Origin of the sequence: Chitinophaga caeni, from assembly GCF_002557795.1 — a bacterium.
Classification (GTDB): domain Bacteria; phylum Bacteroidota; class Bacteroidia; order Chitinophagales; family Chitinophagaceae; genus Chitinophaga; species Chitinophaga caeni.
Genome location: NZ_CP023777.1, coordinates 1,778,389 through 1,793,008 on the forward strand (window position 1 = coordinate 1,778,389; position 14,620 = coordinate 1,793,008).

The 14,620-nt window shown below is 43.5% G+C and carries 12 protein-coding genes; 5 read left to right on the forward strand and 7 right to left on the reverse strand.

The window, feature by feature from the left end; translation table 11 throughout:
* Positions 1 to 7 precede the first annotated feature (7 nt).
* From COR50_RS07470 to COR50_RS07490, 5 genes are all read right to left on the reverse strand, one after another.
* Entirely contained in the window at positions 8 to 2,515 is a 2,508-nt protein-coding gene (locus tag COR50_RS07470; protein WP_232516299.1) for a bifunctional UDP-N-acetylmuramoyl-tripeptide:D-alanyl-D-alanine ligase/alanine racemase, read from the reverse strand.
* A 126-nt stretch (positions 2,516 to 2,641) separates the two neighbouring features.
* On the reverse strand, positions 2,642 to 3,586 hold the full coding sequence (locus COR50_RS07475; protein ID WP_098193421.1) for a TerC/Alx family metal homeostasis membrane protein: 945 nt from the start codon (positions 3,584 to 3,586) through the stop codon (positions 2,642 to 2,644).
* A 56-nt stretch (positions 3,587 to 3,642) separates the two neighbouring features.
* Complete coding sequence (gldG, locus tag COR50_RS07480; RefSeq protein WP_098193422.1) at positions 3,643 to 5,373, reverse strand: gliding motility-associated ABC transporter substrate-binding protein GldG; 1,731 nt, start codon at positions 5,371 to 5,373, stop codon at positions 3,643 to 3,645.
* 44 nt (positions 5,374 to 5,417) lie between these two features.
* Entirely contained in the window at positions 5,418 to 6,155 is a 738-nt protein-coding gene (gene gldF, locus COR50_RS07485; RefSeq protein ID WP_098193423.1) for a gliding motility-associated ABC transporter permease subunit GldF, read from the reverse strand.
* 435 nt (positions 6,156 to 6,590) lie between these two features.
* Positions 6,591 to 7,838, reverse strand: a complete 1,248-nt coding sequence (locus tag COR50_RS07490; RefSeq protein ID WP_232516300.1) for a cysteine desulfurase family protein — start codon at positions 7,836 to 7,838, stop codon at positions 6,591 to 6,593.
* A 16-nt stretch (positions 7,839 to 7,854) separates the two neighbouring features.
* Here COR50_RS07490 and mce point away from each other — a divergent pair, with 16 nt between their 5' ends.
* Entirely contained in the window at positions 7,855 to 8,322 is a 468-nt protein-coding gene (gene mce, locus COR50_RS07495; RefSeq protein ID WP_232516301.1) for a methylmalonyl-CoA epimerase, read from the forward strand.
* Positions 8,323 to 8,733: 411 nt separating this feature from the next.
* Here mce and COR50_RS07500 read toward each other — a convergent pair whose 3' ends face one another.
* Positions 8,734 to 10,014, reverse strand: a complete 1,281-nt coding sequence (locus tag COR50_RS07500; RefSeq protein ID WP_098193424.1) for a UDP-N-acetylmuramoyl-tripeptide--D-alanyl-D-alanine ligase — start codon at positions 10,012 to 10,014, stop codon at positions 8,734 to 8,736.
* Between the two features lie 132 nt (positions 10,015 to 10,146).
* On the opposite strand from COR50_RS07500, the gene COR50_RS07505 reads away from it, so the two are divergent.
* Together COR50_RS07505 and apaG are read left to right on the forward strand one after the other, a co-directional pair.
* Positions 10,147 to 10,476, forward strand: a complete 330-nt coding sequence (locus tag COR50_RS07505) for a DUF4157 domain-containing protein (protein ID WP_098193425.1) — start codon at positions 10,147 to 10,149, stop codon at positions 10,474 to 10,476.
* Between the two features lie 86 nt (positions 10,477 to 10,562).
* Positions 10,563 to 10,949 carry a Co2+/Mg2+ efflux protein ApaG gene (gene apaG, locus COR50_RS07510; RefSeq protein ID WP_098193426.1) on the forward strand — a complete coding sequence of 129 codons (387 nt, stop codon included), beginning with the start codon at positions 10,563 to 10,565 and terminating at the stop codon, positions 10,947 to 10,949.
* 40 nt (positions 10,950 to 10,989) lie between these two features.
* Here the strand turns inward: apaG and gldB are convergent, their stop codons facing one another.
* Complete coding sequence (gldB, locus tag COR50_RS07515) at positions 10,990 to 12,030, reverse strand: gliding motility lipoprotein GldB (RefSeq protein ID WP_098193427.1); 1,041 nt, start codon at positions 12,028 to 12,030, stop codon at positions 10,990 to 10,992.
* A 20-nt stretch (positions 12,031 to 12,050) separates the two neighbouring features.
* Between gldB and COR50_RS07520 the strand changes: the two genes are divergently transcribed.
* Positions 12,051 to 12,791 (forward strand): porin family protein, encoded by a 741-nt coding sequence (locus tag COR50_RS07520; protein WP_098193428.1) that lies wholly within the window; start codon positions 12,051 to 12,053, stop codon positions 12,789 to 12,791.
* Positions 12,792 to 12,871: 80 nt separating this feature from the next.
* Complete coding sequence (locus COR50_RS07525) at positions 12,872 to 14,539, forward strand: NAD+ synthase (RefSeq protein WP_098193429.1); 1,668 nt, start codon at positions 12,872 to 12,874, stop codon at positions 14,537 to 14,539.
* Positions 14,540 to 14,620 lie beyond the last annotated feature (81 nt).

Consider the following 14,620-nt stretch of genomic DNA (forward strand, 5'->3'; position numbering starts at 1 on the left):
TATGATGTTATTCTTGAAAATATACTCTTTTCACCCTTTGCGAGATGCCTGTCATAATCTCGTACGGTATCGTATCTCCCCAGGTGGCAAGTTGCTGCAATGGCAACGCGGCTCCAAACACGAGCACCTCATCACCTTCCTGCACATTGGGTACTGCGCTCACATCCAGCATCAACATATCCATGGCTATTACCCCGGCTACAGGCACTAATTGACCATGTAACATCATCTTCCCTTTGCCATTGCCAAGGTTGCGCGGGTATCCATCAGCATAACCAATTCTCACCGTGGCGATGGTAGCCGGTTTTTTAGATTTCCACTTAGCTCCATATCCAACAGGTTCGCCGGCAGGAATTTTTTTGACTTGTGCTATGGTGGTCTTCAGTGTACTCACGTTCTGCAACTTTTCTTGCATCTCCGGGTTGCCATCGATGCCGTACATACCGATTCCCAACCGGACCATATCAAATTGCAAGTCGGGATGGCGGCTGATCGCGGCGCTATTGGCAATATGCCGCAATACCGGGTAGCACAATGCTTTCCTGATCTCCCCGCTCATCTCTGTAAATAATTCACCTTGCTTTTTAGTAAAAGCATCCATGAAAGGATCTTCGCTGGCTGCAAGGTGACTGAATATGGACTTCACATGGAAATAATCTTGCTCCATCAATAACTTAATCAACCGCGGAATATCTTTCTTTTCGAAACCTAAACGGTGCATACCGGTATCGAGCTTCAAATGGATAGGATATTGCGTTTTCCCCGCTATGCGTACTTCTTCTTCGAATAACTGGAATACATGTAATGAATAGATCTCCGGTTCCAAGTTCCATTGCAAGATGGCATCGAATGAACTGGGTTCGGGATTCATGACCATGATAGGTAAGGTAATTCCCGCGCGGCGGAGTTCTACGCCTTCATCGGCATAAGCCACGGTGAGGTAGTCTACGCCCATGAACTGCAATTGGCTCGCGATTTCGTAACTACCGCTGCCATAGGAGAAGGCCTTCACCATACCCATCAGCTTGGTGCCGGGTTTCAGGATGGCCTGGTATTGCTGAACATTGTGAGAAATGGCTCCCAGGTTGATTTCCAAGATGGTTTGATGCGCTTTCTGTTCGAGTAACTTGATGATTCTTTCAAATTCAAATACCCGGGCGCCCTTTACCAGTATGGTTTCATTATTATATTCTTGCGGATTAAATTCCTGTAGAAATTCTTCCGTACTATTATAAAATGCGCTTTTGAGGTTGGGCAATTGCTGGAATACCCTTTTTTCCCTGCCGATACCTTTACCTATGCCGACTAATTTCTGAATACCCTTTTTATCGAGCAGGTCGGCCACTTCTTCATACAAACTGGCTTCACTCTTACCGCTTTGCAAGATATCGCTCAAGATCACTGTTTTCAGCAGGTGCTGCCTTTGCTGTTGTAAAAAGTCGAGGGCAATGGTTAATGAGCCGAGGTCGGAATTATAGCTATCGTTGATAACGGAGCAGTTATTGATACCTTGTTTCAGCTCCAGTCGCATCGCGATATTTCCCAGGCCGAGCATGCGTTCCTGTATCACTTCTTGCGATTTACCCAGGTACAACATCACTACCCAACAATGGATAGCGTTCTCGATAGAACCTTCATCCACGAACGGGATCGTGATATGCATCGGTTCTTCTTTGAACATGGCATCGATGCGGGTACTATTCTCTTCTTTGTCAATATTAATAATGCGGATATCGGCCTCGGTTTTTCTTGACCAGCTCAATATCTGCATACTGTTGTCACCTTCTTTTTTACCAACTTGGTTGTGGAAAGTGTTGACACATTCATTCAATACCAGGTAATCCTTGCAATATATCAGCACATCGCTTTTCATGAACAGCACCAGTTTCTCATTGATTTTCTGGCGGATGTTCAGGAAGCCTTCGTTATGTGCTTCCCCGATATTGGTAAATACCCCGATAGTTGGCCGGATGATCTTTTCCAGGTTCACCATCTCGCCCGGTTGGGAGATGCCGGCTTCGAAGATCGCGAGATCATTTTCCGGTTTCATCTGCCAAACAGATAAGGGAACGCCTATTTGCGAGTTATAGCTCTTCGGGCTACGAACGATATTATAATCTTTTTCCAACAATTGGTAGAGCCATTCTTTTACGATGGTTTTACCGTTGCTTCCGGTGATGCCGATTACAGGTATTTGGAATTGTTGGCGGTGATGCGCCACGAGTGCATGCAATGCCTGCATTGTATCTTTTACTAATATGAAATTAGCCTCGGGATACTTTGACAAGTCCGGAGTTTCGCTGACGATGAAATTGCTGACTCCTTTTTGATACACTTCGTCGATAAATTGATGTGCGTTTCTCCTGTTGCTCACCAATGGAATAAATACGGAAGTTTCCGCGAAATTGAGTTTACGGCTGTCCAATAAAATATGCTCGAATTCCGGGTTCCCGGTTTGTTGTAGTAATTCTCCCTTAAGGAATTTACTGGTACTGTCTGCGTTATACACGTTCATCAAATTAAAATCAAAGAGTTGGCTATTGCCGGTTCCAGGTATAAGGATAAATGAGCGTGGTGCTGGTTCCGATAATGCTTACTGTCTTTTCCCTTCTCAAACGCCGGTTGGAAGATGTGCCTTAAACTATTCTGATGGTTCCTGCGCTGGTTCTTTTTCTTTTTGGCGGTAAATGGAATACACGATTGATCCTGCTAAACAAAGTACGATCATGATCAAAGATACATAGACCGGCAACTTGATTTTGAAGATTTCGAGTAACATTTTCAAGCCGATAAATATTAATACAATGGCAATACCTTGCTGCAAGTAATCGAACTTGTTAACCGCGCCTCTCAATAAGAAGAACAATGAACGTAATCCGAGTACGGCAAAAATATTCGAGGTATATACTACTAACGGATCCTGTGATATAGCAAATACGGCAGGGATGGAGTCTAAGGCAAAGATAACATCCGTTACTGCCAACATGACCACCACCACGGATAAATTGGTAAGGTAAGTTTTACCATCCCGCTTCATGGTGAATTTCCCCAGGGGATCTTCATGCGTAATGCGCAAGTACCGGTTCATGAATTTATACGCGATATTTTCTTCCGGTTTAAATTCTTCATGTTGATCCGCTTTAAACATCTTGAAACCCGTATACACCAAGATGGCGCCGAAGATATACAACAACCAATGGAATTTCGCGATCAGGGTTACCCCGATCGTAATGAATACGGCGCGGAACAAGATGGCCATCAGGATACCGATGAGGAGTACCCTGGCATATTGTTCTTCCTTGACTTTGAAAAAAGCGAATATCAATATAAATACAAATATATTGTCAATCGAAAGCGACCATTCCATCAGGTAAGCGCTGAGGTAGGATACCGCCATGTGGCTGCCTTCTTCATACCACATGAAGGCAAAGAAAGCCAAGGACAAAGAAACCCAGAAGCAGGTTTGCAGCAATGCTTTCTTAATGGAGATGGTAGTGGATTTTTTACTGAGTAATCCAAGATCGAATATCAGGGCCAGCACGATTACTATACCGAAGACGGTGTACGTTATTTGGTCCGGTGTCATATATCTCGTCGTGATTTATTGAGATGCAAAGATAATATATTAGCGGCTACGTGGTATTATTTACCCGGTGAAGACGCGTATTTACGTTGCCTGGTAAAATTGAAAATCATACCGAAAAGCAATACCAGGGCTATTGGAACGGCGAATGAAATAATTTGCCATTTTGTTTTTTCTGCCTTTACTTTCTGTGCATCGAGCAATCGTAATGTTAATTCCTTGTTACGGGTTTCTAATATATTTATTTTATTTGTCAAGTAATCGAGGCAATTCTCGAAGAATTCCTTGTTGGCAAAAACATATTGCTGGTTAAACTCATTTACTCCCATCTGCAATGGCCCGTGCTTGGGTGAAAAGGCATTGCTGATAATATCTGCATCTCCCACAACTATCATGCTGTTAGCCGTATCCGTGCGCCCTTTGAAAGCCTTGCCTGATGCTTGCTCTACGGATTGTTTGGCTGCCGAACTCGCCCTGTGTTGGAATACGGAAGTGAAATTTCCTTCTACCAAGACGGCCACCGGTAAATTTTTCATCGTGAACTCCCTGGGATTGGGCCTTGTCCTGGCTTCATCCAAATCTATCAAAGTAGGAATAGGAACGGTTTTGCTGTGTTGCGATGTGGCCAGTAATACCGTTTTCCTTAAATTTCCACCTTCAACCGTATCGATACTGCTGGCAAAACGGGTCAAAACGGCATCCATATTTTTCACGATGGGATGCTGACCCGTCGCTATGAGCAATGGGAAATACAAGAACGGTACCGGTTGGATTTGCGGCTTGTCACCAATACTACCAACGATCATCGGGATCATGTCGCTTTGTAAATCTTGAACCAAGTTTTGGTTAATCCTCACTCCATATTTAAATAATATATCATCTAAACCCAGGTTCCTGGCAGTGGCAACAAAGCCTCCTTGGGTTTGCAGGGAGTCCATCTCCGCGGTAGTGGCATCAATGAACCATAATATCTTACCGCCGTTCATGACATACTGATCAATCTTTAATTTATCATCATCGGTGAATGTCCCGGTCGGCTTGGCAATTAATAACAGGTCAAAGTCCTTCGGGATATAAGGGTTACTACGTATGTTGACCGTATCTACCAGGTAATTCGTTTGCAGGGTATTGAGTGCATCGTACATCTTATAGCCTACCGATTCCCCGTGACCGATGGCATAACCGATGATCGGCTTATGTTCTTCCTGTATCTTGTAAATCGCGTTGGCAAATTGATATTCCAACAGGGCTTCCGAGTTGTTCAAGGTTTGCTGCGGATCGATGCCGCCCTGGCTTTTCAGCAGGTTGATCCCTATGGTACGATCTTTATAATGCAACAAGGCACCGGGGAATACTAATTTTTCGGAGATATCCTGCTGGTTATCGCCCTGCACCTGCAAATTAAACGGCATGATACCTTTTGCAACCAAGGAATCTTGATAGGCCAGCCGCATGGAATCCGGCAGGCCCGAACCGGGGTTGATAAAACTGAACTGTATGTTTTCATGTCCATACTCACGGAATTCTTCTAACAACTCGCGTGAAGCATCTGCCAATTGCCTGAACCCTACCGGGAATTCCCCCTTTAAAAATACTTCTATCCGGACTGGCTCTTTCAGGTTACTTAATAATTGCTTTGTGCTGGACGCCAATGTAAAGCGTTTTTCCGCCGTTAAATCCATACGGAAATGAAAGTGCGCGGCTAAAACATTGATAGCTATCAGCACGATAACAACACCGATGGCTCTTTGTATATATTTTTTTCGTTTAGTCGTTTGTGTGATTTCCATCAAGGTATCTTAGAATAAATTTTTTGATAATGAGGCCCCGTTCATTAGGATTGCCAGATCTTTCTTTGTAAAGAAATTTTAGACAGGTAAAGCATGAGCGCCATAACACTTAAGAAATATACGATATCACGGCTATCAATCACTCCCCGGCTAATGGAAGCATAGTGGAAACGGATGCCTGCCATCTGCAAAAAGTAGTCTGCCTTCCCTTCAAACACGGGTACCTTGCTAAGCGCATCAAAACCGTAATAGAATATAAAACAGGTAAATATCGCTACCAGGAATGCAACAACGGCGTTGGAAGTAATCGAAGACGACCAAATACCGATCGCCGTAAAAGAAAATCCTAATAACAATAACCCGATGTACGCTCCGGAAATGCTTCCGTTATCCAAATTTCCGGGGATGGCGGATAGTTGCGAAATAGCGATATAATATACCAGGGTCGGCAGCAGCGCAATGATTACTATGCTACCGCTTGCCAGGAACTTTCCCCATACAATTTGCCACCAGCTTACCGGGTGCGTGCTCAATAGCTCCATGGTGCCGCTCTTAAATTCATCTGCAAAGCTGCGCATCGTGATGGCAGGGATCAATAATAAAAATATATATGGCGCTAAATTAAAGAGGTTGTCGAGGTTGGCATATCCCGCATCGAGTAAACTGGTATCGGGGAAAACGAATAAAAACAAGGCATTGGCCACCAAGAAAAGTAATATGGCCACATACCCGGTGATACTACTAAAGAATTGGCGAAATTCCTTTTTATAAATTGCTAGCATTGCTGTAAGATACGTGATAATTAAGGCAAATATATATGCCTGTTTATAAAAATAATCATTGTTGTCCGGCTAAAATTGCTTAAAATTTACTTGAATTCCTTACCTGGTCAAGAATATAAGCGAATGATGATCTATTCAGACCTGCCAAGAGAACCGTGGAACTTCGCACTGTTAATAGCGAACGGTAGTTGGGCGATACAGTAGTGCAAAAGCTGGATCGCGCGATCAAATTGGTGGCCGTGATGGCCAATTTGTACCCTTTTTTGGGCAAGCAAAAATGTACAAGAAACGAGCAGGTGGACATTGAATCAAACTATTGAGGGATCGAAAGCGCTCCCCGGTTAAAATTTAGTCGGACAATAATGAAAAATAATGTTAAACAAAATAGGAATATGTATGATTTAATAGCAACGCTTTTTTTGCTTTGATATTTTATTACACCATAGCCGGATGTTGCCAATCGCCGGGATTGATCGTTTCGCCGGATTGATATAACTCCCATTCCATGCTCTCCGAGCGGACTTTTGCTACCGTTTTTGTAAGGATTTCTATAGCCTTGTCTATATCTTCTGTGCTGGTAAATCTTCCCAAACCGAAACGCAGCGAAGCGTGGGCCAAGGCTTCCCCTAAGCCGAGCGCAGTTAAAACATGGCTGGGCTCCGGGCTGGCCGCCGTACAAGCCGAACCGGTGGAAATAGCTATCGATTTGCTGGCTTCCCGGATTAAGGCCGCTCCCGGTGTATATTGGAAGGCTATATTGGTGACATGGGGTAGCCTGTTTTGCGCCGAACCGTTTAAAATGCTTCCTTCGATCGAAAGCAAGGCCGACTCCAGCCTGTCTCTCAAGCCTGCCAGGCGATTTGCTTCCCCGTTCATGTTTTCTAAGCAAAGGGAGCAGGCAGCGCCCATGCCTACGATGCCGGGTACATTTAATGTTCCCGGGCGGAGCGATTTTTCTTGCCCACCACCATCGAGAAGCGGTAATAAGTGTACCCTGGGGCTTTTCCGCCGGATATAAACGGCGCCGATGCCTTTCGGGCCGTAGATTTTATGCGCGCTCATCGCTAAAATGTCAATACCATCTTTTTCAACATCGACAGGGATTTTACCCGTCGCTTGCGTAGCATCGCACATAAAAATTACCGCGTGTTTTTTAGCTATAGCCGCTATTTTTTGTACCGGGTAAATAGTGCCCAGTTCATTATTGGCATACATAATACAGATTAGGATCGTTTCCGGACTGATAGCCGCTTCGAGTGATTTCAAGTCGATTTGCCCGGTACTATCGATCGGTAAATAGGTTACCCTGGCGCCTAATTTTTCCAAGTGTTGACAAGTGTCCAGCACCGCTTTGTGTTCAGCCTTCGTGGTGATGATATGATTTCCTTTTACAGCGTAGCTTTCAAATACACCTTTCAAAGCCATATTCACAGATTCGGTAGCGCCGGAAGTAAAAATAATCTCCTGCTGTTGCGCGCCGATTAATTGCGCTACTTGCAGCCGGGCGTTTTCTACTGCGGCATCTGCCAGGAAGCCGTAACGGTGATGTTTGCTGGCGGCATTCCCATAATACTCGGTAAAATAAGGCAACATTTTATCTACCACCGCGGGATCACAGGCTGTCGTGGCATTATTATCGAGGTAAATGGGCATGGGAATCATCCTTAACTGGTTGTTGAACATCAAAATTACGATATATGTGCTACTTTTATCTGCACCCTTTAGTGTACTTGATCATTATCCAAAACAATTAGACATTAAGAAGATGAATAAAGTTGAACATATCGGTATCGCGGTCAGCTCGATGGAAAACTCCATTGCCTTATTTGAGAAATTATTGAATACACCTTGTTATAAACAGGAGAAAGTGGAGAGCGAGGCTGTAAATACGGCATTTTTCCAAACTGGGCAAACCAAGATAGAGTTGTTGGAAGCCTTGAATGAGCAAAGTCCGGTTGCTAAATTTCTTGCCAAGAAAGGCGAGGGTATTCATCATATAGCTTTTGAAGTAGCCGATATCAAGGCAGAAATGAAGCGTTTGCAAGCAGAAGGCTTCGTGTTATTGAATGAAGCACCCAAGCGTGGCGCGGATAATAAATGGGTTTGTTTCTTACACCCTAAAAATACAAATGGCGTCTTGGTTGAATTATGCCAGGATGCAGGTTGATGTGAAAGCTTCGATAAAACCGTTTATATATGGTTAAATATGACTATTTATGTCAGGCTTAAATATTTCTCTTAAAATTATTAAGCCGGTATTTCAAGTTAAATGCTTTATTATGAATGCTTTCGGACCGCAAGAAATATTCCCCGGGAAAACGTATTAAAATTTTTTGGAAATTTTTTCAAAAAACTAAAACCTTCCCTAAACCTTTTGCGTAGATACATGTTATATAAGTAAAGTAACCGGAAGCAAAGGTTGCTTTATCGATAAAATCATATGAATGTTCAGAGCCTTTGGCTCATCAAAATAACTCTAAAGTTGGCATAGGTTATGAAAACCTGTGAGTTTTTTAACTCGCAGGTTTATTTTTTATATCAATGTATAACGTTGATGAATATACGAAATTGAAGTTTACTATATATCTTCGATCACTTTCTCCATACCGATGCTACGGGAGCCTTTCACGAGAATATAACAATTTTCGAAATGTTTTTGATGATACCATTGTTGCGCTGCTGCATTATTTTCTACGTAGAAATACGGATGTTTTGTTAGCGCGAAGTCTCCCCCTACCAAGAGAACTGAATCCCATGAATGCTGTTGTAACAAATTAATTAATGCCTGGTGTTCTTTGACGCTATTTTCTCCCAATTCTTTCATGGCGCCTAATAATAAAACTTTCTTCCCCGCATCGAGTTGAACGAAATTTTCGATGGCTGCTTTCATGCTGCTAGGATTCGCATTATAAGCATCCATTATGATCGTGTTATTACCTTTCCGTATTACTTGTGAGCGGTTGTTGTTAGGACTATATGCTTCTAGTGCAGCTTTTATATTCGCACCCGTAACTTTAAAATACAATCCAACCGCTATAGCGGCTAAGGCATTTGTATAATTATAAGCGCCAACGAGCTGTGTTTGGATCAACGACAGGTCTGGATAGGCGGTTTCCAGTGCTAGGAATGCTTGTCCTCCTACCGGTTTCGCCACGTAATCTGCTGCCTCTAGGCCATAAGTTACTTGCCGGATACTTTGGCTCATCTCTACCAGGTAAGGCAAGTCTTTACAAACAAATACAGTCCCGTTATTTGCTCGCAGGTAATCATATAATTCTCCTTTCGCGATCTTGACACCTTCTTCGCCACCGAAACCTTCCAAGTGCGCTTTGCCGATATTGGTAATGATGCCGTGTGTAGGCAAGGCTACTTCGCAATAACCGGCAATCTCCCGTTGGTGATTGGCGCCCATTTCAATAATGGCCATTTCCGTATCAGCCGGGATGGACAAAATTGTTAGCGGAACGCCGATGTGGTTATTCAAATTACCCTTGGTGGCCACCGTTTTATATTGGCTGGATAAGACGGCATTGATCAATTCCTTGGTGGTTGTTTTTCCATTGGTCCCGGTAATGGCAATAAAAGGAATATTTAATTGCTGGCGGTGATGCTTTGCCAGGGCTTGCAAGCATTCCAATACATTATTTACAACGATGGTTTTGCGCTCATCGATAAAATACCTCGGATCATCAATCACGGATACTACGGCGCCTTTTCCTAATGCCTGTGCGGCAAAAGCATTCCCGTCGAAGTTGGGGCCTTTCAATGCAAAATATAGATCACCCGGCACCAGTTGGCGGGTATCGGTTTTAACTGATGGATGTTTTTTATATAATTCGTATAATGCCGGAATATTCATAAAGCGTGTAATGGTTTATGCACAAAAATAACAAAGCGGATAATTTTACGGCCACTAAATTGGCGCAACAATGTAAAATAACTATTATTCGGCACCAACAACATTTTTAATCGATAACTGTTTTACAATTAGATGGCATCACGAATCCATGTACGTTTGAAAGAACAATCTTGGTTAGCCAAGTTGGCTGCCTGGAAATTAAAAAGTCCCTCGGTGGCTATGGTATTGGGAGATGTGATCCATTTACACGGGGTAAGCCGGGAAGAATTTTTGAATCAGCCGGGATGGTTGAGACATGAAGCCTGCCACGTGAGGCAGTTCCGGCGGTACGGTTTCTGGAGGTTTTTATATTTATATGCGTGGGAATCTGCCCGCAACGGTTATTACCGTAACAAGTTCGAAGTAGAAGCCCGCAGATCTGAAAATGATGCATCCGTATTGCAGGATATCTTGATTCTTTAAAGATTCGTTAATAAGCCGCCAATCCTGGATTTTTTGCCTTATCTCGCCTTATTTTCCTTATTTTTACGTAAAACGTTGTTTTTTATATGGTAAAAAAGGTAACAGAAGGTATCACAATTAGCGTGGAAACGTTTTACCAACCAGACTATTCAAATCCCTTGGGAAGTGAATTTATGTTTGCATACCGCATTACCATCGAAAACAATAATACCTTTCCTATCAAGTTGCTGCGCCGCCATTGGTATATCATCGATTCCAACGGCAATCACCGCGAAGTAGAAGGGGAAGGGGTGGTAGGTGTGCAACCTTTGCTGGCACCGGGTGAAAGTTACCAGTACGTCTCCGGCTCTAATTTGAGAACCGAAATCGGGAAAATGTACGGGACTTATTTAATGGAGAACCAGTTGGATAAAAAATTGTTCGAGGTGAAAATCCCTGAGTTCCAAATGATCGTACCATTTAAGATGAATTAATTCTTTCCGGCTAAGATCTAAATCCATTATGCCTTAGAGTTTATCGTCTAGGTCGATATTTGGCTTCATTGAAAATTTCCTTCGTTGTTTTTTCTTCCATTAACTGCCGCAAGCTCACTTGTGGATGCTTATCCATATACGCCTTTACAATCTGCCATCCCACGAATAGTCCAATCTTACCCGGAGATCCGGCTGGCATTCCCTGTGTGGACGGCCCTTCGTTTGTATATCTCATAATATCTTGGAAGTCAGTAGTATATAAAAGGTTGTTCATAACAAAAAATTGGTAAACCATCTCTTCATTTTCATAGCACCATTTCAACTGCTCTCCCGAATATCCCGTTTTTGTACTATCTGCCGCAAAGGGAAGTACTTCATCCAGGAAATATTGATACCTGCCCAGGTTTACAAATTCTTCGATCAAATTGCTTGCATCCGTATAAGGATAGCGTTTTTGGGCCAAGGCTAGCATCGCGTTGGGTACAATATATGGTTCGGCAAATTTGCGAACCATATAGCCGGGCAGATCGGGTATATAAGTATACACGGAAAAGTCTTCCCCCAGGTACATATCTAAACCTATGCCTAGTACCGAATCTACCGTAATGGCCCCAAAATTGCTGATGGCAGACATGAAGCTCACTACTTCGGGCGCTTTGAAGTCGGGAAAATAATATTTCGTGTACCTGAAAGCTTCCGATAGTGACTGCTCCAGCGGCTTGAGGTCTTTAAACCTGGTGTTAATGGTATCTTGCAAATGCCTGATGTCGGCGGTGGTCAACAGTTGACGCATCTGCTGTGCAACTAGTTGATTCGTATCACTATAAACACCCATGTTCATAATGTTTTGAACATAGGTTGGAAAAAAAGTTGGATATTGGGCCTGCAATAATTTTAACCCTGCCGGTACGTTATTAGTATCGACTTGCATCAAATCCTGGTCGAACCTATGCACTTTTACATCGATATGGATGTTGCTGATATCCGGTACATCCTTACGATTTTGACATGCGAACAGGAATAATGCCAAGCCTGTAAAAGCCAAAAGTCGGAGTGAATATTTATTAATGTAGTTTTGCATCCCCTTTAAACAATTTTAGAATGGTAAATTTAGATTTTCATGTGCTAACCAGGAAACGTATTTATTTTTTTCCTGTTGTATTGATGGTATTAATTATTTTGACTGGCCAACAAGCCAATGCCCAGGGCTTCTCCAGGAATATGTCTAAGGAGATCGGCAAAACAGTTCGTTTAGGCTTCACCTTAAGTCCGCTAGGCTACTTCATGAATCCCCAAGAATCCGGCGTCGATCGCTACAGCGGCAGGATGGGACTGAGCTTCGGGGTCATGGCCGATTTCTTCCTCGATGATAATGCTAACTATGCTATTTCTTCCGGCTTGGAAATAACTTCCGGCGGTAGTACACTCAAATACAATGATGGTATCGGCCTAGATAATTATAAGGATTATCCTTCAGAATACGATCTCCGCTTGCAGTATTTACAAATTCCATTAACGCTCAAACTCTGTACTTATACACAATCCGGACTTGGTATCTACGGTCAATTCGGCGGCTTTTTCGCCGCCCCGATCCGGGCCAGGGCCGATGTTATCAGTAACGGTGTTAAATACGAAAAGGAAAATGTTCTGAAAACCGTGAACCCGCTCAATGCCGGGATGTTATTAGGCGCCGGTGTTGAATATCCTTTGACGGAAACGATGACCGGCGTGGTGGGGATCACCTACCAGAATGGTTTGATCGATGTAACCCGCAATAGCAAATGGAATGATGGGAGAATCAACGGTAATTTATTTGCTTTGAGGCTCGGTCTTTACTTCTAGTTCAATAAATTCATTTTACGAATAACGGCCTGTTAGGTAACTTTACACCTAGCAGGTTTTTTATTTGAAACAAATAGTACATGAAGATTTTTCTAGCCCAACAAAATTATCACATTGGGAATTTCGAAGACAATGTAGCAAAAATTGTAGCCGCCATACAGGAAGCTGCCGTTGATGGCGCTGACCTGGTCGTGTTTTCAGAGCTCTGTGTTTGCGGTTACCCGCCGCGCGATTTCCTGGAGTTTGAAGATTTTATCAACAAGTGCTATAAAGCTATCGATACGATCAAATCTTACACCAAGGATGTGGCCGTTATCGTTGGCGCCCCGTGCCGGAATGATATCAAGGAAGGGAAAGACCTGTTCAACGCTGCCTGGTTTTTACATGAAGGCGAGGTGAAACAAGTGATTCACAAAACCTTGCTGCCAACATACGATGTATTCGATGAATACAGGTATTTTGAACCGGCATATTCCTGGGCCGTAATACCTTTCAAGGATAAAAGGTTGGCGGTAACGATCTGTGAAGATATCTGGAACCTGGGGGATAACCCGCTGTACAGGATCGCCCCCATGGATCGGCTCATCGACCAGGCACCCGACCTGATGATTAATATCAGCGCTTCTCCTTTCGATTATAATGCGCGTGAAACGAGGCAAGCCATCGTAAGGGAGAACGTGTTGAAATATAAAATCCCGATGTTCTATTGTAACACGGTTGGCTCCCAAACGGAAATCGTTTTTGATGGCGGCTCCGTTGTTTATGATGCCAACGGTGAGCTGGTAAAAGAATTACCTTACTTCAAAGAAGCCCTGGTAGGGTTCGACCTGGAAAAAATCCCGGCTTTAAAAGAAAGTCCCGCTGCTCATCCGGTGGTACAACCTTACCATCAATTGGAATTTGATCGTAATATCGACCGCGTTCATGGCGCGATCGTAATGGGCATACGCGATTATTTCCAAAAGATGGGTTTTAAAAAGGCCATCTTGGGTTCCAGCGGTGGAATCGATAGCGCCGTAACCTTGGCTTTGGCTTGCGAGGCGCTCGGGAAGGAGAATGTACGTGCCATTTTGATGCCTTCTCCTTATTCTACGGACCATTCGGTCGATGATGCCGTACGGTTATCCAAGAACCTCGATAATCCTCATGACATTATCCGCATCAACAACATTTACGAAGGCTTCCTGCAAACCCTGGAACCGTATTTCAACGGTTTGCCTTTCAACGTGGCCGAAGAGAATATGCAATCCCGCATCAGGGGTAACCTATTGATGGGTTTGGCTAATAAATTTGGTTATATTTTACTGAATACATCCAATAAAAGTGAATTATCAACCGGTTACGGCACCCTTTACGGTGATATGGCCGGGGGATTATCGGTTTTGGGCGATGTGTACAAGATGCAGGTATATGCCCTGGCGGAATTTATTAACCGGGATGAAGAAATCATTCCCGGTAATATTATCACGAAAGCGCCATCGGCAGAACTACGCCCCGGCCAAAAGGACAGCGACAGCTTGCCGGACTATACCATTTTGGACCAGGTATTGTTCCAATATATAGAAAGGCGAAAAGGTCCCAGGGAGATCATCGAAATGGGCTTTGACCCTCAATTGGTAGCCCGGACGTTGAAATTGGTCAACACGAACGAATATAAAAGGAACCAGTTTTGCCCGATCATCAGGGTGTCTTCCAAGGCATTTGGCGTGGGAAGAAGGGTGCCGATCGTGGGGAAATATTTATCCTGACAAGACAGCATAAAACAAGTATTTAGCGTAGTGCGTGGGAGTATCACGCGCAAAATTTTATCTTTGCCCTCCCGTGACGTA

Excerpts from the sequence above, each read along its gene's own strand:
- COR50_RS07500 (WP_098193424.1), bottom strand. The coding sequence starts at position 10,014 with ATGAATATTCCGGCATTATACGAATTATATAAAAAACATCCATCAGTT.
- COR50_RS07505 (WP_098193425.1), top strand. The coding sequence starts at position 10,147 with ATGGCATCACGAATCCATGTACGTTTGAAAGAACAATCTTGGTTAGCC.
- COR50_RS07475 (WP_098193421.1), bottom strand. The coding sequence starts at position 3,586 with ATGACACCGGACCAAATAACGTACACCGTCTTCGGTATAGTAATCGTG.
- COR50_RS07525 (WP_098193429.1), top strand. The coding sequence starts at position 12,872 with ATGAAGATTTTTCTAGCCCAACAAAATTATCACATTGGGAATTTCGAA.
- COR50_RS07490 (WP_232516300.1), bottom strand. The coding sequence starts at position 7,838 with ATGTTCAACAACCAGTTAAGGATGATTCCCATGCCCATTTACCTCGAT.
- gldF (WP_098193423.1), bottom strand. The coding sequence starts at position 6,155 with ATGCTAGCAATTTATAAAAAGGAATTTCGCCAATTCTTTAGTAGTATC.
- gldG (WP_098193422.1), bottom strand. The coding sequence starts at position 5,373 with ATGGAAATCACACAAACGACTAAACGAAAAAAATATATACAAAGAGCC.
- COR50_RS07520 (WP_098193428.1), top strand. The coding sequence starts at position 12,051 with ATGGTAAATTTAGATTTTCATGTGCTAACCAGGAAACGTATTTATTTT.
- apaG (WP_098193426.1), top strand. The coding sequence starts at position 10,563 with ATGGTAAAAAAGGTAACAGAAGGTATCACAATTAGCGTGGAAACGTTT.
- gldB (WP_098193427.1), bottom strand. The coding sequence starts at position 12,030 with ATGCAAAACTACATTAATAAATATTCACTCCGACTTTTGGCTTTTACA.
- COR50_RS07470 (WP_232516299.1), bottom strand. The coding sequence starts at position 2,515 with ATGAACGTGTATAACGCAGACAGTACCAGTAAATTCCTTAAGGGAGAA.